We start from the raw sequence: 20,265 nt of genomic DNA on the forward strand, positions 1-20,265 counted from the left end.
GCCGCCTCCCTAGCTTTGACGAGATTCAGGCCTTGCCGTCGAAGGCCGCCTGCAGCTTGGCGATGTCCAGCTTGACCATGGTCATCATCGCGTCGCTCGCACGCTTGCTCTTGGCCTTGTCGGGGCTGGCCATCATGTCGATCATCGCCGTGGGCACGATCTGCCAGCACACGCCGAAGCGGTCGCGCAGCCAGCCACACTGCTCGGCCGTGCCGCCTTCGAGCAGCGCATCCCAGTAGCGGTCGACTTCGGCCTGGTCGGCGCAGTTCACCATGAAGGAGATGGCATGGTTGAACGGGTCCATCGGGGCCGGCGCTCATGGCCGTGAAGTCCTGGCCGAAGATGGTGAAGTCGACCACCTTCACGGACCCCGGCGGGCCGCTGGGCGAGTCGCTTTGCATGCTGACCACGCGCCGGATGCGCGAGTCGGGAAAGATGGAGGTGTAGAGCCGGGCGGCCTCCTCGGCCTCCTTGGCATACCAGAGGAAGGGGGTGATCTTCTGAAGGGACATCTGTTTCTCCTGTCTTGGCCTCGGTGGAATTCTGGCGGGCCGAATGGCTCGTCATGAGGACGACGAACGGGGCCGGACGAAATCGACAGCGTCGCATCGATTTTTCTGCAGCCTGGGCGATGCCCGGACCCGGCGCCGGGTCTTTTGCGGGCACCGCCGACGATTCGTCGGTGTCCGCCGTGATTCATGCAGCACGGGGCGTGCCCCGTCTTGTCCCGATTGAGACCGGCGACACTCGCACGCACACTGCCGACCCATGGCTGACACCACCGCTCCCCTGCCCGCCGGACTGGCCCGCGTCATCGCGTGGCCACGCGTGCGCTACACCGTCCTCGCGGCGCTTCCCTTCGCGCTCCTTCACCTCGCATCCACCACCCCGCTGCCTGTGTGGGCCGTGCGCACCGTGATCGTCGGCCTGCTCGCGATGCTGGCCTTCGGACTGTGCGAACAGTGGCCGGCGCGGCTGCCAAGCTCCATGCCGCGATGGGCGTGGCAGCTCATCGGCGTGGAGACGGCGATTCCCTTGGGCGGACTCGTGGCCTACTGGGTCACGACCGGCGAGTGGCAGTTCTGGCTCAATCCGCTGCGCGTCAACGGCTGCGTGCAGATGGTCTTCACCGGCTGGCTCTTCGCGCCCTGGATCGCGCTGGGCGCGATGGTGAAGCAGCGCGAGGAACTCGCGCGGACCCAGGCCCTGGCCTTCCAGCTGGAGCGCAGCGAACTCGAACGGCAGGCCCTGGACGCACGCATGCGCCTGCTGCAAGCGCAGGTGCAGCCGCACTTCCTGTTCAACACCCTGGCCAACGTGCGTGCGCTGGTGCGCTCCAATTCGCCCCAGACACCGGCCGTGCTGGACAGCCTCATTGCCTACCTGCGCGCCGCCGTGCCCCGGCTGGACGAGAACGCGAGCACACTCTCGCAGGAGATCGAGCTGGTCCGCGCCTACCTGGAACTGATGCGAATGCGCATGCCCGACCGACTGCAATACAGCCTGCATGCCGACGACGCCGCACTGCCGCTGCGCTGCCCGCCGATGGCGCTGCACACGCTGGTGGAGAACGCCGTGCGGCACGGCATCGACCCGGGCGAGGAAGGCGGCCGCGTGGACATCGTCATCACCGTGCGCGAGGGGCGTTGCGTCATGCGCGTCACCGACACGGGCGTGGGCCTGCAGGCGCCGGGCGACGGCCTGGGCACGGGGCTCAGCACCCTGCGCGAACGCATGCAGCTGGCCTTTGCAGGCGATGCGCGGCTGAGCCTGACGGGTGTGATGCCGCACGGCGTGTGCGCCGAGCTGGAGTTTCCCGCGCAAGGTGGCGGCGCATGAGCAGCAAGCAGCCCACCGCGCTGATCGCCGACGACGAGCCGCTGCTGCGCGAGGAACTCACCGCGCTGCTGGCCCAGGCCTGGCCCGAGCTGCGCATCGTGGCCGAGGCACGCAACGGACGCGAGGCGGTGGAGCGCTTCGAGGAGCACCATCCCGACATCTGCTTCCTCGACGTGCAGATGCCCGGCATGTCGGGCGTGGACGCGGCACGGCAGATCCGTGGCCAGGCCCACCTGGTCTTCGTCACCGCCTTCGACCAGTACGCACTCAAGGCCTTCGAGCATGGTGTGCTGGACTACCTCGTCAAGCCGGTGGAGCCCGCCCGGCTGGCCACCACCGTCCAGCGCTTGCGCGAACGCATGCAGTCCTCCTCGCCGTCCGACGCGACGGAGGATCTGCTGCGCCAGCTGGCGGCCCAGCTCCAGCCCACCGGCGCCAAGGCCCCCTTGCGATGGATCCGCGCCAGCGTCGGACAGGCGCTGCGCCTCATTGCCGTGGACGACATCGACTTCCTGCGCTCCGACGAGAAGTACACGCTGGTGGCCTGGCGCGGCGACGATGGCCAGCCCGCCGAGGCCTTGATCAGCACCACCATCAAGGCCTTGCTGCCGCAGCTGGACGACACGCACTTCGTGCAGGTGCACCGCAGCGTGGTGGTGAACCTGCGCTCCATCCAGCAGGTCACGCGCGGCGTGAACGAGACCGCCGACATCCACCTCAAGGGCCGCCCCGAGGTGCTGCCGGTCAGCCGCACCTACCTGCACCTGTTCCGGCAGATGTAAGCACGCGACCCCCTTCGCCCCCCGGATCAGGTGTCGCATCCGCGGGACTTCTGGCGCTTCCCCTGACCCGCGGCGCGGCACGGCTTGAGACAATCGCCGGCGGAAAGAGGGGAAGTGATCCGTGAGAGCAGCACCAAGAACGATGCCGTGGCGGGGAATCCAGGGCGCATCGGCCACCGCAAGATCGAGTCGGAATCCGCGCCTGGCAGCGCGAATCGGTGCTTTGAGTGCACTGCAAGCTGCCTTGATGGTCCTGCCGGGCCATGCCCAGGCCGAGGGCAACTCCTGCGACGTGCTCAAGGCCAGGCTCGGCTCGCGCATCGAAGCGGGTGGCGTGCATGGCTACAGCCTGGAAGCGGTGCCATCGAAAACACCGACACCGTCGGGTGCGAAGGTGATCGGCACTTGCGAAGGCGGCGCGTGGAAGATGCTGTATCGGCGCTTCGGCGGAAGTTCGGCGGCCGAGGCATCGCCCGAGCCGGCTCCCGCGGCCCAGCCCAAGGCAGCGCCGGCGCCTGCGCCGGTGGCACCGAAGGAGGCTGTGGTCAAGGCACCTGCGCCGCAGAAGCCTGTGGTTGAGCCCCGGCCTCCTGCGCCTGCACCGGCACCCGTGGTCGCCGCAGCGCCTGCCCCTGCCCCCGCCCCCGCCCCTGCCGTCGGGCCTTTGCCTGCCCCCGCGGCCAAGCCTGCGACGCCTCCGGTGGCAGCCGCATCTGTTCCCGCACCCGCACCGGTGATCGCTGCCGCACCAACGCCGGTGGTGGTCGCCGCGTCACAGGCACCCTTGCCTCCCGTGGCGGCGGCTTCCGCTGCAGACCTCGCAGCATCCGCAAGCACGACAAGCCCCGCGGCCAGCGCGGTGGAGACCCCGCCGCCCGCACCGGAGGCCGCTGCCAAGCCCGCCGAGACCGAGCCGCTGATCACGCAGCGCACCGCCGAATTCCTCACGGCCCACTGGCCCTGGATCACCGGGCTGGCCCTGCTGCCGCTGCTGGCACTGCTGTGGGCCTGGCGGTCTCACCGCAGCGCCTTCGACGAGGCTGGTCTCCCGCGCGGTCCCAAGCTGCGCATCTGAATCCGTGGCCGCCGGACCTCGCGGCCTTGATCCAGCGCAAATTCCGATCCGTCCCGCACCTCAAGTTGCAGCCGGGTCCTCCGATAGCAGGACATGGTGGGAACCACCGGCACGAGGCCGGCCGTCCCTTCCGATGCTGTCTGAAAGGGAACGCGCATGAACGCCCTCGTCGTCGACGACAACCAGCTCAACGGACGGCTGGTGTCGGTCTTCCTCAAGCGCCTGGGCTGGGAGGTTCAGTGCGTGGCGAGCGGCGACGCTGCCCTGCAGTCGCTCAAGGGCACCCGCTTCGACATGGTGCTGCTGGACCTGCGCATGCCGGTGATGACCGGCGAACAAGCCTGCCGCACGCTGCGTGCCGACCCGGCGCATGCAGGCCTGTACGTGGTGGCCTTCACGGCCCACGGCATGGCGGAGGAACGCGACAGGATGCGTGCAGCCGGCTTCGACGAGTTGCTCATCAAGCCCATCAGCTTCGCCGACGTCAAATCCGTCTGCGATCATTTCTTCGCCCGCGCCGCATGAGGGCGGCACAACGCTCCGCCTGGGTGGTCATCGACGACGCCCACCAGGCCTGGACCGTGGGACGTGCCCTGCAGGACGCCGGCTGGAACCTCTCGGGCATCGCCAACGGCATGAAAGGCGCACGGGACCTGCTGCGTTGCGTGCCTCACACGCCGGACGTCGTGGTCACAGGGCTTCGCTTCCAGGATGGCGACGGCCTGCAACTGGTGCGGCTGCTCGGCGGACTGCCGGCCGCCCCATCGATCTTCATCGCCAGCCACCAGCAGCGTGCCGTCATCAAGGCGGCCGTTGCGCTGGCGCAGGCCAGCGCCGTGCCGGTCGTGGGCGTGGCCGAGCAGCCGGTGGACGCGCAGGCCATCGCCGCGACCCTGGGCCGGGTCGAGTTCAAGACCCCCCGCCGCGCCGCCCAGCCCCGCCCCCAGGAACTGAGCGTGGATGAAGTCCGCGCCCTGATGGCGCAAGGCGCGATTGCGCCCTGGCTGCAGCCCAAGGTTCGGGTGGACACCTGCGAGGTCGTCGGCTTCGAGGCGCTGATGCGTGCGCAGGATGCCGAAGGCCGGCTCATCACCCCGGACCGCCTGATCGGCCCGCTGGCCGCTGGAGGGCTGCTCGATCAGGCGTCCATGCAGATGGCCAGGCAGACCATTGACTTCGTGGGGCACTGCCTGTCCGAGGGCATGGCCATCAGCGCGTCGATCAACATCAGCATGCAATCGCTGGCCAACTTCGGGTTCTGCCAGGAACTGGTCCGCGCGGTCGACGCCATCGAGCTGGACCCGAGCTGGATCACCATCGAGATCACGGAAAGCGAGACCATGTGCGACCTGGCCCAGGTCATCGAGAACACCGCGCGCATCCGCATGCTGGGCTTCAACCTCGCCATCGACGACTTCGGCACGGCGTACTCGAGCTTCTTCCAGCTCTCGCAAATTCCGTTCTCCGAACTCAAGATCGAACGAGCCTTCGTCACCGGCCTCGGCGAAGACCCGGCTCGCCAGGCCATCGTGCGGGCTTGCGCCCAGCTGGGCAGTTCGCTCGGGTTGCAGGTCGTGGCCGAAGGCGTGGAGAACGCCAGCGAACTGGCGGCCGTGCGGCAGTGCGGATGCAGCCAGGTCCAGGGCTATCTCGTGTCCCGTCCGATGCCGCCCCAATTGGCCTTTGACTGGCTGCGGCAACTCGACAACGTTTGCGTGCCCCTGCCGGCCTGAACGGCCCGACGGTCAGGCCGCCGCGGCAGGCGCCGGCTGCGCTGAAGGAAGCGGCCGCGCGTCCACCTGCGGCAGCCACATCGTGACCGTGGTGCCCCGGCCCGCTTCACTGGACAGCTCCAGGAGGCCGCCGAGCAGCTCGATGATCTCCTTGACGATGCTCATGCCCAGGCCGGTGCCCGGGATGGTGCCCGAGTCGTCGGCCCGGTAGAACCGCTCGCACACGCGGGCGAGCTGCTCCGGCGTCATGCCGATGCCCTGGTCCACCACGGTGATGCCCGCCTGTGCGCTGCCCTCTTGCCGCCGAGTGACCACACTCACCCGCACCTCGCCCCCCTGAGGCGAGTACTTGTAGGCGTTGGACACCACGTTGCGCAAGGCTTGGCCGAGCTTGGACGGATCGACCTTCACGCTGGCCGGCTCCGCAGCCAGCTCCACGATGGGACCAGGCCGGTCGGCCGGCGGACTGTATTCGGCGACCACCGAGTTCACGATGTCGCGCACGTCCACCACCTCGGGCCTGAAGTCCTTGCCGCGACGCGCCTCGATGCGGGCCAGGTCCAGCAGCTCGTTGACGATGTCGATCATGATCCCCGTCTGCCGGTAGACGATGGCCACCACCTCCGCCTGGCGCTCGGGCGACAGGCGCCGCTTCATCATCAGCTCCGTGAAGCCGTAGATGCTCGTCATCGGCGTGCGCAGTTCATGCGCGGCTGTCGACAGGAATTCGCTCTTCAAGCGATCGACTTCGGTTTCGACGGTCACGTCGCGCAGGTGCAGCACCTGTCCGATCGCGCCGCCCTGCCCCGACCCCAGGCTGAGTTCCACCGTGCGGCGCCCCGGGCCATTCAGGTCGATGGTGCGCCGCCGCCCGCCCATGGATTGGCCGGAACCTTCCTGGCGCCTCATCGCCTCGAAGGTCGGCAGCGCCTCGGCGCCGCCCATGCAGCACATTGCGAACTGGGCAGCGAATTCATCTTCGGTGAGGCCGAGCACCTGGGCGTCGTCCACGCCGGTCAAGCGGCTGAACCCGGGACTCACGTAGTTCACGCACAAGGCCTTGTCGAACGAGACGAAGCCGTCCGGGCTCAGCGAGAAGATGGCGCCCAGCTGCTCGGTGTGCTCCTGCAGCGTGCCCACGAGCTGGGTGATCATCCGCGTGATCGCATCGATGTCGCCGCTTCCGGCTTCGCCGCGCACGCTGGCGGTGGGCACGAGTTCCTCCAGGATCTTGCGCAGGGCCGCCAGCGCTGCCTCGCGGGCGCGCTCCTCCTGCTGCAATTGCTCGTTGGTCTGGCGCAGGCTTGTCGCCGTCCTGCTGAGCACGTCGAACGTGCGGCGGAATTCCACCGGCGCGTCGTCGGGGAAGCGCAGTGCGTCTGGCACCACGCCATGGGAGAGCTCGTCGCCCATCGAGTCGATCCGCCCGAGCCAGCCCAGCCAGCGGCGAAGCGGCCAGCGGATGAGCACGATGCCCGCGGCCATGCCGATGCCGGCCAGCAGCATGGCCACGCGCGCCGAGCGCCACAGGCCCCCGGCAATGCGGTCCGGCGCGAACTGCATGCGCAGCACTCCATAGTCGCGCCCTCCCGCCACGATGGGCAGGTTGGTGTCGTACAGGCGGTCGGCCACGCGTTCAAGCAGCCACCCAGGCGGCGTCACCACCGGCGCCTCGTGTTGCTCCACTCGCACGACGCCGCCACGCACGTCGATGAACGAGGCGCTGGCGAGGTCGGAATGGCTGAGTGCACGCTCCAGCGTGCGTCGGATGGTGTCGTAGTCGCCGATGACCGCGCTGTCGCTCACCGTCGAGGCCACGATCATGGAGACCGACAGCGAGCGCTCCATGGCGCTTTCCAGCTCAAGGCTGAACACGTAGCGGTAGAACATGGCCAGACCGCTGGCCACGAAGACAGCCAGGGTCAAGACGTACAGCGCATAGACGCGTCCGACGAGCGAGCGGGGAAGGAGTCGCACCACGGCGGGGTCACTGCACCTGCTGCGGCGCGCTGCGGTAGAAGTCCCGGTAAGACTTGTACTCGCTGCCGTCGGAGGGCACGAAGGCGGCCATCGCGGGCAGGCCGGCGGCCTTGGCGGCCTGCTCCAGCACCTCGCGCCCCTGCGGGTCATTCGCCATGGCGAAGAAGGCCGCTGCCACGGCCTTGACGTCGCCGGCAGGCACCTTGGACGAATGCATCAGGGCCAGGTCGTGCAAAGGGGCCGACGACCACAGCACACGGAAGGCCTTGCCTTCACGCCTGGCATAGCCCTCGACCAGTTGCGAGTTCGCGCCCGCGGCGGCCGCGCGTCCACTGAAGATCTGGGCGAAGGCCGCATCCATGTTGCCGGCGAACACGACTTTCACGTCGACCTTGTCCTGCAGCAGATGGCCGTAGGTGAACTTGTAGGCGATGGTGGCCTCGGGCCCGGGAAATGCGACTTCCTTGCCGGCCAGTTGCCGCACGTCGGTGATGGGCGAATCCGCAGGCACGACGATCTGGCCGCGCACAGGCGGCGTCTCGCGCCGGCCGAACACCTTCCAGCCCAGGTGTTCACGGTCGGGGCTGAAGAGGTGGTTGGAAAACACGAAGTCGACCTCGCGCGCCAGCACGTAGCTCGTGGTGTCTGCCGAGGTCCGGCCGATCTTGAGCTGCAGCTTGACGCCGCTGCGCTCGGAGACGTAGCGCACGATGGGGTTCCAGTAGGCCGCCGTGACGCTGATGCCGTACTGGTTGACCGGTGAGAAGAAATACTCGGGCTGCGCCTGGGCGGCCAGCGGAAGGCACAGTGCCCCCAGGGCCGCGGCCAGGGCACGGCGTGTGGGATTCATGAGGGCTCCTTGCTGCTGTCCGCCTTGGTGAACATGGATTCGACCGTGTCCAGCAGCTTCTGGGGGCTGAACGGCTTGACGATGTAGGAATTCGCCCCGGCGGCGACGCCTTCACGGACGTCGTTGATCTGCCCGCGGGCGGACACCAGCACGATCTTGGTGTGCGACAGGTCCGGCATGGCACGCAGCTGGCGGCAGACTTCCAGGCCGTTCATCGGCCCGGGCATCATCACATCCAGCAACACCAGGTCCGGCTTGATCGATTCGGCCATGCGCAACGCGGCCGCGCTGCCGTTGGCCTCATGCAGTTCGACGCCGTCTTCGAGCATTTCAAGCGACCAGCGGACCAGGCGTCTGAGGTCCGCCTGATCATCGACGATCAGGACACGTTTCATGGTTCGGGTTGTCGGTGGAAAAAGCGGTCCCTTGATGGCAGGACCAGGGTTGGACACGATTCATGGCGGCAAGGCCAGGAAGACTTCACGGATCAAATGCCTGCCCAGCGCAAGGACATGGCCGGTTTGGCCGGCCAGCAGCGCGTTCTGCAATTCGTCGGCGGCCGACGTGACGCTCATGTAGCCGTAGGAGCCGGCCGATCCCTTGAGCGTGTGGGCCAAGTGCAGCAGTGTGGTGCTGTCGCCTTCGTCCAAGGCCTGCCGGAGCCCGGCAAGCTGGGCGGCCAGGCCGGCGCGGAATTCAATCTTCAGTGCCTGGAAGTCGGCGTCGTGCTCGACGTCGAGCACGGTATGTGGGCCACTGGCCGCGGCGGCCAGAAGCGGGGCCAGCCATTGCGCCAGCTTGCCCTGCGCCGGACAACCCGCCAGGACGGCGTCAAACCCGTCAGCCGGCGACACGCAGCGGACCGTGCAGACGCTGCGCACCCAGCCGACGATCGGCCGATGGTGACCGGCCGCGCGCAGCATGCGCACAAATTCGCCAGCCGGCGCTGCGTCGGACGTCTCCAGCACCAGCAGGTTGTACGAGCGCTTCAAGACGGCTTCGATGGCCGAATCCGCATCCCGCACGGTGTCGGTCTCCAGCCCCAGGCGCTGGAGCCGGCACACCAGGCGGTACGCACCGAAGGCAGGCCTGGCGGCCAGCAGCACGAACGGCGCGCAGGCAGCAGCGATGTGGCGGTCGGCGGACATGTGCCGTTATCGACCGCCGCACTCGCCCGTTGAGGCGCCCGGTTGCCGCGCAGTCCTTCAAACTTGACGCAGATCAAGCCTGCGGCGTGAACTATTCCCGGCGCCCCAGCCGCTGGCCAAAGAACGCGAGGATCTCGTCGCGCGCCGCGAGCGTGGGCTGTCCGGCTTCGTCGATGAGGTGCGCCGTGACGACGCTGTGCGGCTGCGTCACCACCTGCTCGAAGAAGGGCGGCAGCGACTTCTTGTTGGCCGAGCTGTCGGGCAGCACGCGGGCGACGAAGCGCTGCCCCAAGGCCTGCGCGTAGGCGGCGAAGCGCTCGGCCCGGCAAAAGTGGTCGCCTTCGAATCGGTAGGCGAGCACCGTCAAGTCCTCGCGGTCCATGCGCTCGCGCACGGCGGCCAGCTCATCGGGCGCGATCTCCAGCCCTGCCGGGTCGTTCAGCGGCAGCGTGGGTTGCGACAGCACGGGCGCGAGCATGGCCGGCTCCAGCATCATCGTGAGCGCAAAGTTGCCGGTGAAGCACATGCCGATGGCGCCCACGCCCGGGCCCCCGCACTCCTCATGCGCCAGCCGGGCCAGCGCCCGCAGCCATTGCGTGACCGGGCTGGACTGGTTGGCCGCCATGGCCCGGAACTCGGCGCTGACGCAGGCGCGCTTGAAAACGGCCACGCCCTCCTCCGCCTGGGGCACTGCGCCGTCGCGGCCGAACAGCGAGGGCATGTAGACGGTAAAGCCGGCGTCGCGCACCCAGCGGCTGAAGCGCGCGACGTGCGGACTGATGCCGGGCATCTCGGTCATCACGATCACGCCTGGGCCGGTGCCGGCCACGTGGACCACCTTGGTCGCACCGTTGAGCGTGATCTCTTGTGCTGAGAAGTCGTCGAGGGGATCGTCCTGATCGAGGGGGCGCATGGTCTTGTCGCAATGAGTGGATGGGCTTTCATTGCATCGCGCCAGGGCCTAGACTGGCAGTGTCTTGTTTGACATGTTTGAGGCGTTTTCAGCCATGCCTGATTTCACTGTCGTGGTTCTGTCCGGGTCGTTCGCCGCGGGCGTGGCCATCACGCTGGACGTGCTGGGCGCGGCGGCCTCGCTGGCGCCGGGGTTGAAGCTGCCCCGGCCGACCTGGCGGGTGATGTCTGTCCAGGGCGGCCTCGTGCCACTGACCGGCGGCCTGCATGTGGACACGGACTGCATGCCTGCCAAACCGCGTGCGGATGCTTCCACCTGGATCATTCCCGGCCTCGCCATGAACACGCCCGCAGCCGTCGCCAACCGCCTCGCCGCCAGCGATGCGCGGCAGGCCACCGACGCCGTGCGGCGCCACGTCGCACACGGCGGGCACGTGGCAGCGTCGTGCTCCGGCGTCTTCCTGCTGCAGGCCGCGGGCCTCGTCCAACAGCGGCGCGTCACGACCTGCTGGTGGCTGGCGCCAGAACTGCATCGCCTGGAACCGGGCAGTACCGTGGATGCCGACCGCATGGTCTGCGCCGACGGGCCGGTGCACACCGCGGGCGCCGCCATGGCGCATTCCGACCTGATGCTGCACCTCTTGCGCATCCGCTTCGGCAGTGCCTTGGCCGAGGCTGTGAGCCGCACCTTGCTCATCGATGCGCGGCAGGCGCAGGCGCCCTTCGTCGTTCCGGCGATGAAGGCCAACGGCAACGAACTCGTCAGCCGGCTCACCCGTCGCATCGAGTCGGCCCTGCCGACGCCGCCCAGCGTGACCGAACTCGCCAGCGAATTTGCCATGTCCGAACGCACCCTGGCCCGCCATGTGCGCGCTGCCACCGGGCACGGCACGCTGGCGCTGGTGCAAGGCGTGAGGCTCAATCGCGCTCGCACGCTGATCGAGACGACGCGACTGTCCATCGAGCAGGTGGCAGCAGAGGTGGGCTACGAAGACGCGACCGCCCTCAGGCGCCTGATGCGCAAGACCGCCGGCGCGACGCCGAGCCAGTTCCGCCCGGCCCTGGATCGCAGCGCCTGAAGCTCGGACGACGCTCAGGCGACTTCGTAGCTGCAGTCGCAGCCCTGGCCCGCGGCGATGAGCCGACGCGCCCAGCGCCGGACCATCGGTGCGGTCCAGCGCAGCAACCAAGGCAGGAACTGCGCAGGCGACTCGATCAACCCGCAGCGGTACAGCCCGCCGTCATCGCGCCATTGCAGGGCATCGCATCGCCCTTCCCGTTTGCCGCTGATGAGCATGCCCACCGGACACGGCTGCGTGGCGCAGCACAGCCCGCAGCCGTTGCAAGGCTGCCCGGCACCGGGCTTGGCCGGCGCGGCGCTGTGAAGGCGGATGACTTGGTGCACCTTGCCATGATGGCCCGGCCGCGGCGCGGCCGATCCGTCAAATACCGGGTGAAATCTCCCTGCCGCGCCGCGACAGGGCTTCGCCTCGACAAGGACAGCGCGAGGCACTAGCATGCGCCAGTCTTCAACGGCACCTCCGGTCATGAGCCTGTTGGCCACTCGCAGTACGTTCCTGGCATGCGCGTTCATGCTCACCACATCGGCACACGCGGCATTGCACATGCTGACCGATGAGAACGCGCCCTTCGGATACACCGACCCCGCCAGCCAGAAAATCACGGGCATCACGGCCGAGATGGTGATCGAGGCGGCAAGGCGTGCCAAGCAGCCCTATGTGCTGGAGATCTTTCCCTGGGCACGCGCCTATTCGCTGGCAAAGAACGACCCCGACACCTGCGTCTATCCGCTGGTGCGGCTGCCCGAACGTGAATCACAGTTCCAGTGGATCGGGCCGCTGTCGGTCAACACCTGGGTGCTGTATGCCAAGACCAGTTTCCCGGGCAAGGTCAGCAGCCTGGCTGACCTTGAGAAATACGTGATTGGCGGATTGCTGCAGGACGGGCCGTCGATGTACCTCAAGTCACAGGGCATCAAGATCGACCTGGTGGGCGACAACAAGCACAACCTGAAGAAGCTCGCGGCCGGCCGCATCGACTTGTGGGCGACCGGCCTGCATCGCGGACGGGCACTGGCGGCCGAGGAAGGCATCACCGACATCAAGCCGATCTACACCCTCAAGGAAGTCGACCACTATCTCGCCTGCAGCCCGAAGACGGCGGAAAGCGCCGTCAAGGCATTGAACCAGGCCGTCGACACCATGCGCAGCGACGGCTGGATGAAGAAGATCGGCGAGCACTACCAGAGCGCCGTCGCGAAGTGAATGCGGGCGGCGTGAGGCCGCCCGACCCTCGTCACCGCGTCGCGAAATACCGGCTCGGCGTCACGCCGGTCAACCGCCGGAACATCGCAATGAAGGCGCTGACGTTGTCGTAGCCCACTTCGAGTGCGGTCGACGTCACCGATTGCCCCGCGGCGATCAGCTCCAGCGCCTTCAGCAGCCGCGCGCGCTGCCGCCAGTCGATGAAGTTGAACCCGGTCTCCTCGACGAAATAGCGCGTGACGGTGCGTGCCGACATGCCGGCCCAGTGGGCCAGTTGATCGAGCGAGCGCGTGTCGGCCGGGTTGGCGGTGATGGCCCGCGCGATGCGCAAGGCACGGCGGTCCTGCGGCATGGGCAGGCCCAGCGGCTCCTGCACGCCGTCGCGCACCTCGTCGCGCACGAGGCCCAGCAGCCGCGAGCGGGATTCATCCCAGTCCACGCCGTCCCACTCGGCGGCGCGCATCACCGCCTCGCGCAGCAGGCCCGAGGCCCGCATGGTGAATGGCTGCGACGGAAGCTGCAGGCACTCCAGCGGCGCCAGGTAGGCGCTCCAGCCTTCATAGGCGCCGTGCACCGACGCGCCGTGGCGCTGCAAGGGCGGCACCCACACGGCATGCGTGGGCGGCACGACCCATTGGCCGGACTCGGTGGTCACGGTCATCAGGCCGCGCGTGGCACCGAAGATCTGGCCGCGTGCATGGGCATGCGGCTCGGTGAAGCGCGGTGTCGTCTGCGCCGCGGCGATGACCACCAGCGGCACGCCGTGGTCGCTGCTCACGAGCGAGAGTTTGTGCGCCAGGCGCGCATCCTTGTCCGAATCGCCGCAGTCGTTGACGACCACGGCGCGGCGCGGCCAGCCGCCTCTTCCTACAGTGAAGGCATCGTGTCGCCAAGTCAAAGGAGTTGTTTCCATGCGAGCTGAAGATGTTTTGCCCGATCACGTGAACCAGGGCGATTTCAATGGAGTGACGGTGCGCAAGGGCACCATCGCCGCGTTCTTGCACAACGCACGCTGCTGGAGCGACCCGCTCAGCGCGCCGGACCAGCGGGCTGCTGCACAGCGCGACATCGAGGCGTCCCTGCCCGACCTGCGGGCGTTGGGGCTGTTCGACGTGCTGGACATCCGCGATCCGGCGCTGCGCGAGTGGATCGGCGCGCGCATTCAGGCGTCCTGATTCACCGGCGCCTGCTCGGGCCCGCCGTTGCTGCGGCGGAGTTCTTGATCAACCTCCGCGCTGCGCACTGCGGTGCGAGCCCCTTCGGGCGGCCGGGCGTGGCTCCTATGCCCCCAGCCGCAATGCCGGCCCATGCCTTCGCGAAAACGCTGGCGCTCTTCCTCGGACATCTCGTCCCAGCGCTGCCCCCAGCGTTCGCGCCACCGGCCCGGGCCGCCGCCGTGGTGGCCCTTGCCGCGGAAGCCGCCCAGCAGCAGCTTGCTGAGCAGGAACAGGCCCAGCGCCTGCCAGAAGTCGATGGTCTTCAGGCCGAACAGGCCCGGCAGCAGCCAGTTCCACAGGCTCATCACCACCAGGCCGACCGCGCCGATGGCCACCACCGCAAAGAGGGCGAACTTCAGCCCGTGCTTCCACCACATTCGTTTCATGTTTCGGTTCCTCATGCTCGGATGTACTCGTCATAAATGGCCTGCAGGCGGCGGCGCAGGAAGAGCACCGCATAGCGCTTGCGAGACAGCAAGGTGTTGATGCCCACGCCCGTGGCATCGGCGATTTCCTTGAAGCTCTGCCCGCCGATCTCGTGCGCGATGAACACGTCGCGCTGCTCCTCGGGCAGTTCGTCCAGGGCCAGCTCCAGCTCGTTGACCAGGATGCGGCGCGCGTACTCGGCCTCCGGGCCTTCGTCCGCCGACGGCAGCCAGCTCTCCAGCCAGGGCTCGTCAGCCTCGGCATCGGACAGGGTTGCTGCATCGTCGACCGCCTGTTCGTGCTTTCGCCGTCGAAACAGGTCGGTGATGCGGTTGCGCGCCACTCGAAAGAGCCAGGCGCCAACCTGCTCGATGGGCTGGACCATCAAGTCGGCCTCGACCAGCTCGTAGAACACGTCCTGCAGGATGTCTTCGGCATCCGCTGTCGCCGGCACCCTGCGGCGGATGAAGCCGCGCAAGCGATCGCGTTCCCGCGCGAAGACCGCGGAAATCGATTCGTTGAGCTTGCTCATGTCGCGGCCGGGTGCCGTGCTTGCGTCCATACGCCCGGGTAGACGTTTGACGACGCGGAATATTGTGGGTGGCGGCGATTTTGCGCTGCATGCCCTCCACTACAGTGCGCCGACCGCACAAAACCTGCCGACATGCCTGACGTCCATCGCCTGGAATACGAGCGCCGCATGCATCGCGTGCTGGCGCACATCGACTCGCACCTGTCCGAGCCGCTGGACCTGCCGCAGCTGGCGGACGTGGCCCACTTCTCGCCCTTCCATTTCCACCGGCTCTTCGCCGCGTGGATGGGCGAGACGCTGGGCGACTACCTGCGCCGGCGGCGCGTGGAGGTCGCGGGCGTGAAGCTCTTGTCGCAGCCGCGGCTGACGGTGCTGCAGGCGGCACTGGACGTGGGCTTCGGTTCGAGCGAAGCGTTCTCGCGGGCCTTCAAGGCGCACTTCGGCGCGTCGCCCAGCGGATGGCGCACGCATCGGCGCGATGGCGTGCAATTGAGCAATCCCGATCATGACGGCCGGCGAGCGGCCTCGAAGAATGGCGCATCCCACCAGCCATCCAGCCATGCACTCCCCGTCAAGATCATCGACCGCGCGCCGGCCCGCATCGTGTACCTGCGACACATCGGACCCTACGGACCGAGCGTCAACCGCTTCTGGGCCGATGAGGTCTACCCGTGGATCGTCGCCAACGGGCTGCTCGACCGGCCACGCTATGGCATCGGCCATGACGACCCGAGCGTCACCGACCCGGCGCGCTGCCGCTACGACGCCTGCGCCGAAGCGCCGGCGGGCTTCAAGGCCAGCGGCCGCTCGTTCAGCACCACCTTGCCGGGCGGCCGCTACGCCGTCCTTCCGTTTCGCGGCAAGGTGGCCGAGGTGGAGCTGGCGTGGGCCCGCTTGCTGCGTGACTGGCTCCCTTCGAGTGGACTCCAGCTCGACGGTCGACCCTGCTACGAGTACTACCAGCCCGGTGTCACTGACGAAGCTGGGACGGGTGCGTTCGCCTGCGACATCTGCGTCCCCGTCACGTCACTTTGAGCACACTCAAATCAACTTACATCGCAATGTTCAAGTTAAACATTAAGTTCGTCTTCGTATTGGCCGCCATGCTCGTCACGCCTGCTGCCCGTTGCGAGGCGCCCAAGAGACCCCACCCAGTCGGCTTGAATTTCGCCAGCTACGAAGATCCCGTCCGCCGGGACTGGACCGGCAGCCGAGCCCGCCCGTTGAGCACCGTGGTCTGGTACCCCGCTGCACCGGGCTCGCGTGAAACCGACTGGACGGTGAGCATCTTCAACGCCGGCACCAATGCGCAAGGCGCGCCGATGGCCGCCGAGCCGGCCAAGCTGCCGCTGGTGCTGCTGTCCCACGGCACCGGTGGGGCCGCGTCAACACTGGGCTGGCTGGCCGAGGCGCTGGCAGCCAACGGCTACATCGTTGCCGGCGTGAATCACCACGGCAACACCGGTGCCGAGCCGTCCTATCGGCTGGAAGGCTTCATGGCCTGGTGGGATCGCCCGCAGGACATCTCCGCCGTGCTCGACAAGCTGCTCGCCGACCCGCGCTTCGGGCCCCGCATCGACACCTCGCGCATCGGCATGGCGGGTTTCTCGCTCGGCGGCTACACGACGCTGGCCACCATCGGCGTGCGTCTCAGCCAGAAGCAGTGGCAGGACTTCTGTGCCGAAGCCTCGCCCGACAACCCGAACTGCAAACTGCCGCCCGAGATCGCCAGCAAGTATTCGATGGACGACGTGAACCGGCTTCTCACGCAGGACGAGCGCATGAAGAAGGAACTGGAGCGCATGGGCAATTCCTTCCGCGATCCGCGCATCAGGTCGGCCTATGCCATCGCGCCGGTGCTCGGCCCTGCCTACGTGAAGGACAGCGTGGCCGGCATCCAGGTGCCGCTGCGCATCGTGGTGGGCACGGCCGACGACCAGGCCATTCCCGAAACCACGGCCAAACCCGTCGCCGCACTGGTGCCGAAGGCGCAGCTTCAGCTACTGCCCGGTGTCACCCACTACGCCTTCCTGTCCACCTGCACCATGGTGGGCAGGACGGTCGCCCGGCAGATCTGCAGCGACCCCGAAGGCGTGGACCGGTCAGCGGTGCATCGGCAAGTTGGCGCGGATGCTGTCCAGTTCTTCGAGCGAACCTTGCGATAGGGCCTGCGCCACCTCCCGCCTCACCCAACTCTGCGGCAGCGCCTCCAGCACCCGGTCCGCATCCAGCGATCGGATCGGCACGCCGACGTCGGTCGGAATCCGCTGCCTCGCCTGCAAGCCCATGTAGCGCAAGGCACTCACCCGAAGGAAAGAGGCGAAGTTGCCGGCCTCGCCGCGTGCGGCCACCAGTTCGTCGTACAGCCGCTCAAGCAGTTGCGTGACGGACATTCCATCGCGCCGGCCGATTTCCTCCAGCACTTCCCAGTGCAGGTTTTCCAGCCGGATGCTGGTGACGACGCCGTGAAGCCGGACCGAGCGGGTCCGCGATTCATAGCTCTCGGGGTTGGCGCTGATGAAGATTTCGCACATGGGACGCTCCGCCAAAGGAATCGGCACGGACACGCGAACGGTCACGGTCCGGCCGATACCTTAGGCGCTGTCGCCACCCCTGAGCAAATCGTGGGATTCCACCCGGAGGATCACGCCTCGATGCGCGTGCCGAGCACGCTCAGGAATTGCGCAATCCACGCCGGATGAGCAGGCCAGGCGGGCGCCGTCACCAGCTTGCCGTCGGTCACGGCCTGGTCCACAGGAATTTCCGCGTAGCTCGCCCCCGCCAGCTCGACTTCGGCCGCGCAGGCCGGATACGCCGACACCCGCTTGCCGCGCAGCACGCCGGCCGCGGCCAGCAATTGCGCGCCGTGGCAGATGGCCGCGATCGGCTTGTTCTCGCGCGAGAAGTGCTGCACCAGCGAAATGACCTGCTTGTTCATGCGCAGGTATTCCGGCGATCGGCCGCCGGGCACCACCAGCGCGTCGTAGTCCTGCGGCTTCACCTCGGCAAACGTGGCGTTCAGCGTGAAGCGGTGGCCAGGCTTCTCCGAATAGGTCTGCGCACCTTCGAAGTCATGGATGGCGGTGTGGACGTACTCGCCTGCCTTCTTGTCCGGGCACACCGCATGCACGGTGTGGCCCACCGCGAGCAAGGCCTGGAAGGGCACCATGGTCTCGTAGTCCTCGGTGTAGTCGCCCGTCAGCAAAAGAATCTTCTTGCCCATGTCTCGTCTCCTGGTCGGGCAGCCCGTGCACCATTGCAAGGCCTGCCGATCGATTGTGTGGACCACCCGGGATTTGCGGGTAGTAGCGGGATACTTCGCCCCTTATGCTGTGAGTCCATGCCCTCGTCCCCGTCCTCCATGCCCTCGTCCTGGCAGCGCATCGCGCGCTGGGTCCAGCACGTCGATTCGCTCGATCCGGTGCGCCGCGCACTCAATGCCGGCCTGGCCTGGGTGCTGCTGGCGATGGCGGTACTGGGCCTTACCATGGGCGGCGTGCTGATCTGGGTCGGACGCCCGGCGTTGCCGGTGTGCGTGGCGCTGGCCATCGCACCGCTGTGCATGGTCTGCTGGTGGCTCAACCGCGGCGGTTCCGCGCTGGGTGCGGCAGGCTTCGTGGTGCTGCTCATCGTCGCCACCACGCTGGGCATCGACCCGCACCTCTATGCCGGGCCGGTGCCGGTGGTGGACGTGGCCTTCATGATCTCCGTGGTGGCCGCCGCCCTGTTCGTGCGGCCGTCCGCCGGGCTGGTGGCGCTGGTGCTGCAACTGCTCGCGCTGGCAGTGGCACTGCACCAGTCGGACATCCCCTCGGCACAGGCCGCCCACTTCCTGGCCGAGGCGGCGGTGGAGATGGGTGCCATCGCCGCCTTGCTGGTGGTGGCGGCGCGCATCTTCATCCGCACGCTCGAGAAAGCGCAGCAGCGCGCCAAGGCGCTGGCGCAAAGCGAGGAGCGCGAGCGCCGCCTCGTGCAGGCCAACGTGGTGGGCATCCTCATCTCCGATTCGCTGGGCCGCGTGACGCTGGCCAACGACGCCTTCCTCACCATGCTGGGCTTCGACCAGGCCGACTTCAACGCGGGGCTGGTGCAGCCCACCACCTTCGTGCCGCGCGACCAGTGGATGCGCTTCGAAACCGCGCTGATGGACATGAAGCGCCACGGCCGCAGCACCTACGAGACCGACCTGCTTCACAAGGACGGCACCAGCGTGCCGGTGCTGGTGAGCAGCGTCTGGTTCGCCGACCGCGAGGAGAGCGTGGCCTTCGTGCTGGACCACACCGAGCATCGACGCCACGAGCGCGAGCGGCGCGCCCGCGAGGCCGCCGAGCTGGCCAATGCATCCAAGACCACCTTCCTGGCCAACATGAGCCATGAGCTGCGCACGCCGCTGAACGCCATCCTCGGCTTCGCGCAGTTGCTGGAGCATGAATCCACCATCAGTGGCAACCGGGCACCGAACCAGGCACGCTATGCCTCGCTCATCCGCGACAGCGGCGAGCACCTGCTGGCGCTTATCGAGGACGTGCTGGACATCGCCCGGGTGGAGGCGGGCCGGCTGGAGCTCTTCCCCGCCGCCATGAGCCTGCGCGAATTCCTGGACGGCGTCAGTTCCACCGCGGCGCTGCGCTGCAGCAGCAAGAGGATCGGCTTCGTCTACGAGCCGTCGTCCGACCTGCCCGAAGGCATCGTGGCGGACGCCAAGCGGCTGCGGCAGACGCTGCTGAACCTGCTGGACAACGCGGCCAAGTTCACCGAGGCCGGACAGGTCACGCTGCGCGCCACCCTGCTCAAGTCGGACAACACCTCGGCTTGCCTGCGCTTCGAGGTGCTGGACACCGGGCCGGGCATCGCCCGCGAGGACCTGGACCGCATCTTCCAGCCCTTCGAGCAGGTGGGCGAGCTGCGGCTGCGCCGCGGGGGCGCAGGCCTGGGGCTGGCCATCTGCCGCCAGCTCGTGCGGCTGATGGGGGGCGAGGTCCGCGTCATCAGCCACCCCGGCAAGGGCAGCCGCTTCTGGTTCGACCTGGACGTGCCGCTGGCGGTGCTGCGCCCGCCCACCTCGAACCGCCTCATGCCCAGTGGCTACGAGGGCGAGCTGCGCTCGGTGCTGGTGGCCGACGACGTCGCGCTGAACCGCACGCTGCTGCACAGCGTGCTCACCCCGCTGGGCTTCGAAGTGCACGATGCGACGGACGGCGAGCAGGCGCTGCGCCAGGCCATGCGGCTCAAGCCCGACCTCATCGTCATCGATTCGGTGATGCCCGTGCTCGACGGCGTGGAGGCGATTCGCCAGATCCGCGCCGCGCCTGACCTGGCGCGCACGCCCATCATCAGCATCTCGGCCAGCGCGATGGCCTCAGACCGAGAGCGATGCCTGCAGGCAGGCGCGGACATGTTCGTGCCCAAGCCGATCGACATCCCCCAGCTGCTGGACGCCATCGAACGTACGCTGAAGGTGAGCTGGACCTATCCGGCCGACTGAT

Annotated in this window: 21 protein-coding genes and 2 pseudogenes; 12 read left to right on the top strand and 11 right to left on the bottom strand. The window is 68.0% G+C overall.

Annotation, left to right across the window (positions count from 1 at the left end; all coding sequences use genetic code 11):
- Window positions 1-25: 25 nt before the first annotated feature.
- A pseudogene (locus DZC73_RS26155) lies at window positions 26-512 on the bottom strand (VOC family protein).
- Between the two features lie 256 nt (window positions 513-768).
- Between DZC73_RS26155 and DZC73_RS26160 the strand changes: the two are divergent.
- The 5 genes from DZC73_RS26160 to DZC73_RS26180 all read left to right on the top strand — a co-directional run bounded on the left by DZC73_RS26160 (window position 769) and on the right by DZC73_RS26180 (window position 5,429).
- The gene (locus DZC73_RS26160) at window positions 769-1,839 is read left to right on the top strand and encodes a sensor histidine kinase (RefSeq protein ID WP_124543323.1); all 1,071 of its coding nucleotides are present in this window, start codon (window positions 769-771) and stop codon (window positions 1,837-1,839) included.
- The gene (locus DZC73_RS26165; RefSeq protein WP_124543324.1) at window positions 1,836-2,621 is read left to right on the top strand and encodes a LytR/AlgR family response regulator transcription factor; all 786 of its coding nucleotides are present in this window, start codon (window positions 1,836-1,838) and stop codon (window positions 2,619-2,621) included. The genes DZC73_RS26160 and DZC73_RS26165 overlap by 4 nt, the downstream gene beginning before the upstream one ends.
- A 223-nt stretch (window positions 2,622-2,844) precedes the next feature.
- Window positions 2,845-3,696, top strand: a complete 852-nt coding sequence (locus DZC73_RS30535) for a DUF1161 domain-containing protein (RefSeq protein WP_161974747.1) — start codon at window positions 2,845-2,847, stop codon at window positions 3,694-3,696.
- 156 nt (window positions 3,697-3,852) lie between these two features.
- Window positions 3,853-4,221, top strand: coding sequence for a response regulator (locus tag DZC73_RS26175; protein ID WP_124543326.1), 369 nt, complete (start codon window positions 3,853-3,855; stop codon window positions 4,219-4,221).
- Window positions 4,218-5,429 carry an EAL domain-containing response regulator gene (locus DZC73_RS26180; RefSeq protein ID WP_124543327.1) on the top strand — a complete coding sequence of 404 codons (1,212 nt, stop codon included), beginning with the start codon at window positions 4,218-4,220 and terminating at the stop codon, window positions 5,427-5,429. The genes DZC73_RS26175 and DZC73_RS26180 overlap by 4 nt, the downstream gene beginning before the upstream one ends.
- A 12-nt stretch (window positions 5,430-5,441) precedes the next feature.
- On the opposite strand, the gene DZC73_RS26185 is transcribed toward DZC73_RS26180, so the two are convergent.
- The 5 genes from DZC73_RS26185 to DZC73_RS26205 form a co-directional block, all read right to left on the bottom strand.
- Complete coding sequence (locus tag DZC73_RS26185) at window positions 5,442-7,406, bottom strand: sensor histidine kinase (protein ID WP_235835286.1); 1,965 nt, start codon at window positions 7,404-7,406, stop codon at window positions 5,442-5,444.
- Window positions 7,407-7,416: 10 nt separating this feature from the next.
- Complete coding sequence (locus tag DZC73_RS26190; protein ID WP_124543328.1) at window positions 7,417-8,259, bottom strand: phosphate/phosphite/phosphonate ABC transporter substrate-binding protein; 843 nt, start codon at window positions 8,257-8,259, stop codon at window positions 7,417-7,419.
- Window positions 8,256-8,654, bottom strand: coding sequence for a response regulator transcription factor (locus DZC73_RS26195; protein WP_124543329.1), 399 nt, complete (start codon window positions 8,652-8,654; stop codon window positions 8,256-8,258). The genes DZC73_RS26190 and DZC73_RS26195 overlap by 4 nt, the downstream gene beginning before the upstream one ends.
- Window positions 8,655-8,714: 60 nt before the next feature.
- The gene (locus DZC73_RS26200; RefSeq protein WP_124543330.1) at window positions 8,715-9,407 is read right to left on the bottom strand and encodes an Hpt domain-containing protein; all 693 of its coding nucleotides are present in this window, start codon (window positions 9,405-9,407) and stop codon (window positions 8,715-8,717) included.
- 91 nt (window positions 9,408-9,498) lie between these two features.
- On the bottom strand, window positions 9,499-10,320 hold the full coding sequence (locus DZC73_RS26205; protein ID WP_124543331.1) for a dienelactone hydrolase family protein: 822 nt from the start codon (window positions 10,318-10,320) through the stop codon (window positions 9,499-9,501).
- A 94-nt stretch (window positions 10,321-10,414) separates the two neighbouring features.
- Between DZC73_RS26205 and DZC73_RS26210 the strand changes: the two genes are divergently transcribed.
- Window positions 10,415-11,398: a GlxA family transcriptional regulator gene (locus DZC73_RS26210; RefSeq protein WP_124543332.1), complete on the top strand. Its 984-nt coding sequence runs from the start codon at window positions 10,415-10,417 to the stop codon at window positions 11,396-11,398.
- A 14-nt stretch (window positions 11,399-11,412) separates the two neighbouring features.
- Here the strand turns inward: DZC73_RS26210 and DZC73_RS26215 are convergent, their stop codons facing one another.
- Window positions 11,413-11,724, bottom strand: coding sequence for a hypothetical protein (locus DZC73_RS26215; protein WP_124543333.1), 312 nt, complete (start codon window positions 11,722-11,724; stop codon window positions 11,413-11,415).
- A 187-nt stretch (window positions 11,725-11,911) separates the two neighbouring features.
- Between DZC73_RS26215 and DZC73_RS26220 the strand changes: the two genes are divergently transcribed.
- Entirely contained in the window at window positions 11,912-12,604 is a 693-nt protein-coding gene (locus tag DZC73_RS26220) for a substrate-binding periplasmic protein (RefSeq protein WP_161974748.1), read from the top strand.
- A 31-nt stretch (window positions 12,605-12,635) separates the two neighbouring features.
- Here DZC73_RS26220 and DZC73_RS26225 read toward each other — a convergent pair whose 3' ends face one another.
- Window positions 12,636-13,502: an AraC family transcriptional regulator gene (locus DZC73_RS26225; protein ID WP_235835287.1), complete on the bottom strand. Its 867-nt coding sequence runs from the start codon at window positions 13,500-13,502 to the stop codon at window positions 12,636-12,638.
- 13 nt (window positions 13,503-13,515) lie between these two features.
- On the opposite strand from DZC73_RS26225, the gene DZC73_RS30385 reads away from it, so the two are divergent.
- Together DZC73_RS30385 and DZC73_RS30740 are read left to right on the top strand one after the other, a co-directional pair.
- Window positions 13,516-13,779: a hypothetical protein gene (locus DZC73_RS30385; protein ID WP_235835288.1), complete on the top strand. Its 264-nt coding sequence runs from the start codon at window positions 13,516-13,518 to the stop codon at window positions 13,777-13,779.
- Window positions 13,703-14,044 (top strand): annotated as a pseudogene (locus DZC73_RS30740) (hypothetical protein); the annotation flags it as partial. The gene DZC73_RS30385 and the pseudogene DZC73_RS30740, both read left to right, overlap by 77 nt.
- Window positions 14,045-14,218: 174 nt before the next feature.
- Here DZC73_RS30740 and DZC73_RS26240 read toward each other — a convergent pair.
- Window positions 14,219-14,779: an RNA polymerase sigma factor gene (locus DZC73_RS26240; protein ID WP_235835289.1), complete on the bottom strand. Its 561-nt coding sequence runs from the start codon at window positions 14,777-14,779 to the stop codon at window positions 14,219-14,221.
- A gap of 132 nt (window positions 14,780-14,911) precedes the next feature.
- On the opposite strand from DZC73_RS26240, the gene DZC73_RS26245 reads away from it, so the two are divergent.
- Both DZC73_RS26245 and DZC73_RS26250 read left to right on the top strand, forming a co-directional pair.
- Window positions 14,912-15,814 carry an AraC family transcriptional regulator gene (locus tag DZC73_RS26245; protein ID WP_198414982.1) on the top strand — a complete coding sequence of 301 codons (903 nt, stop codon included), beginning with the start codon at window positions 14,912-14,914 and terminating at the stop codon, window positions 15,812-15,814.
- 197 nt (window positions 15,815-16,011) lie between these two features.
- Window positions 16,012-16,944, top strand: a complete 933-nt coding sequence (locus tag DZC73_RS26250; protein ID WP_235835299.1) for an alpha/beta hydrolase family protein — start codon at window positions 16,012-16,014, stop codon at window positions 16,942-16,944.
- On the opposite strand, the gene DZC73_RS26255 is transcribed toward DZC73_RS26250, so the two are convergent.
- Together DZC73_RS26255 and DZC73_RS26260 are read right to left on the bottom strand one after the other, a co-directional pair.
- Window positions 16,882-17,313, bottom strand: a complete 432-nt coding sequence (locus DZC73_RS26255; protein WP_124543338.1) for a ribbon-helix-helix domain-containing protein — start codon at window positions 17,311-17,313, stop codon at window positions 16,882-16,884. The two genes, DZC73_RS26250 and DZC73_RS26255, sit on opposite strands and share 63 nt — an antisense overlap.
- A gap of 110 nt (window positions 17,314-17,423) precedes the next feature.
- A complete protein-coding gene (locus DZC73_RS26260) occupies window positions 17,424-18,002 on the bottom strand; it encodes a DJ-1/PfpI family protein (RefSeq protein WP_124543339.1) in 579 nt (192 codons plus the stop codon).
- Between the two features lie 117 nt (window positions 18,003-18,119).
- On the opposite strand from DZC73_RS26260, the gene DZC73_RS26265 reads away from it, so the two are divergent.
- Window positions 18,120-20,264, top strand: a complete 2,145-nt coding sequence (locus tag DZC73_RS26265; protein ID WP_161974750.1) for a hybrid sensor histidine kinase/response regulator — start codon at window positions 18,120-18,122, stop codon at window positions 20,262-20,264.
- Window position 20,265: the final 1 nt, after the last annotated feature.

The organism is Rhizobacter terrae, assembly GCF_003852895.1.
GTDB lineage: Bacteria > Pseudomonadota > Gammaproteobacteria > Burkholderiales > Burkholderiaceae_C > Albitalea > Albitalea terrae.

Bases quoted from the DNA above. Each gene is read 5' to 3' on its own strand.
- DZC73_RS26205 (WP_124543331.1), bottom strand. From the start codon at position 10,320: ATGCGCCCCCTCGATCAGGACGATCCCCTCGACGACTTCTCAGCACAA.
- DZC73_RS26240 (WP_235835289.1), bottom strand. From the start codon at position 14,779: ATGAGCAAGCTCAACGAATCGATTTCCGCGGTCTTCGCGCGGGAACGC.
- DZC73_RS26265 (WP_161974750.1), top strand. From the start codon at position 18,120: ATGCCCTCGTCCCCGTCCTCCATGCCCTCGTCCTGGCAGCGCATCGCG.
- DZC73_RS26220 (WP_161974748.1), top strand. From the start codon at position 11,912: ATGCTCACCACATCGGCACACGCGGCATTGCACATGCTGACCGATGAG.
- DZC73_RS26160 (WP_124543323.1), top strand. From the start codon at position 769: ATGGCTGACACCACCGCTCCCCTGCCCGCCGGACTGGCCCGCGTCATC.
- DZC73_RS26200 (WP_124543330.1), bottom strand. From the start codon at position 9,407: ATGTCCGCCGACCGCCACATCGCTGCTGCCTGCGCGCCGTTCGTGCTG.
- DZC73_RS26260 (WP_124543339.1), bottom strand. From the start codon at position 18,002: ATGGGCAAGAAGATTCTTTTGCTGACGGGCGACTACACCGAGGACTAC.
- DZC73_RS26180 (WP_124543327.1), top strand. From the start codon at position 4,218: ATGAGGGCGGCACAACGCTCCGCCTGGGTGGTCATCGACGACGCCCAC.
- DZC73_RS26165 (WP_124543324.1), top strand. From the start codon at position 1,836: ATGAGCAGCAAGCAGCCCACCGCGCTGATCGCCGACGACGAGCCGCTG.
- DZC73_RS26255 (WP_124543338.1), bottom strand. From the start codon at position 17,313: ATGTGCGAAATCTTCATCAGCGCCAACCCCGAGAGCTATGAATCGCGG.
- DZC73_RS26175 (WP_124543326.1), top strand. From the start codon at position 3,853: ATGAACGCCCTCGTCGTCGACGACAACCAGCTCAACGGACGGCTGGTG.
- DZC73_RS26190 (WP_124543328.1), bottom strand. From the start codon at position 8,259: ATGAATCCCACACGCCGTGCCCTGGCCGCGGCCCTGGGGGCACTGTGC.
- DZC73_RS30385 (WP_235835288.1), top strand. From the start codon at position 13,516: ATGCGAGCTGAAGATGTTTTGCCCGATCACGTGAACCAGGGCGATTTC.
- DZC73_RS26210 (WP_124543332.1), top strand. From the start codon at position 10,415: ATGCCTGATTTCACTGTCGTGGTTCTGTCCGGGTCGTTCGCCGCGGGC.
- DZC73_RS26245 (WP_198414982.1), top strand. From the start codon at position 14,912: ATGCCTGACGTCCATCGCCTGGAATACGAGCGCCGCATGCATCGCGTG.
- DZC73_RS26195 (WP_124543329.1), bottom strand. From the start codon at position 8,654: ATGAAACGTGTCCTGATCGTCGATGATCAGGCGGACCTCAGACGCCTG.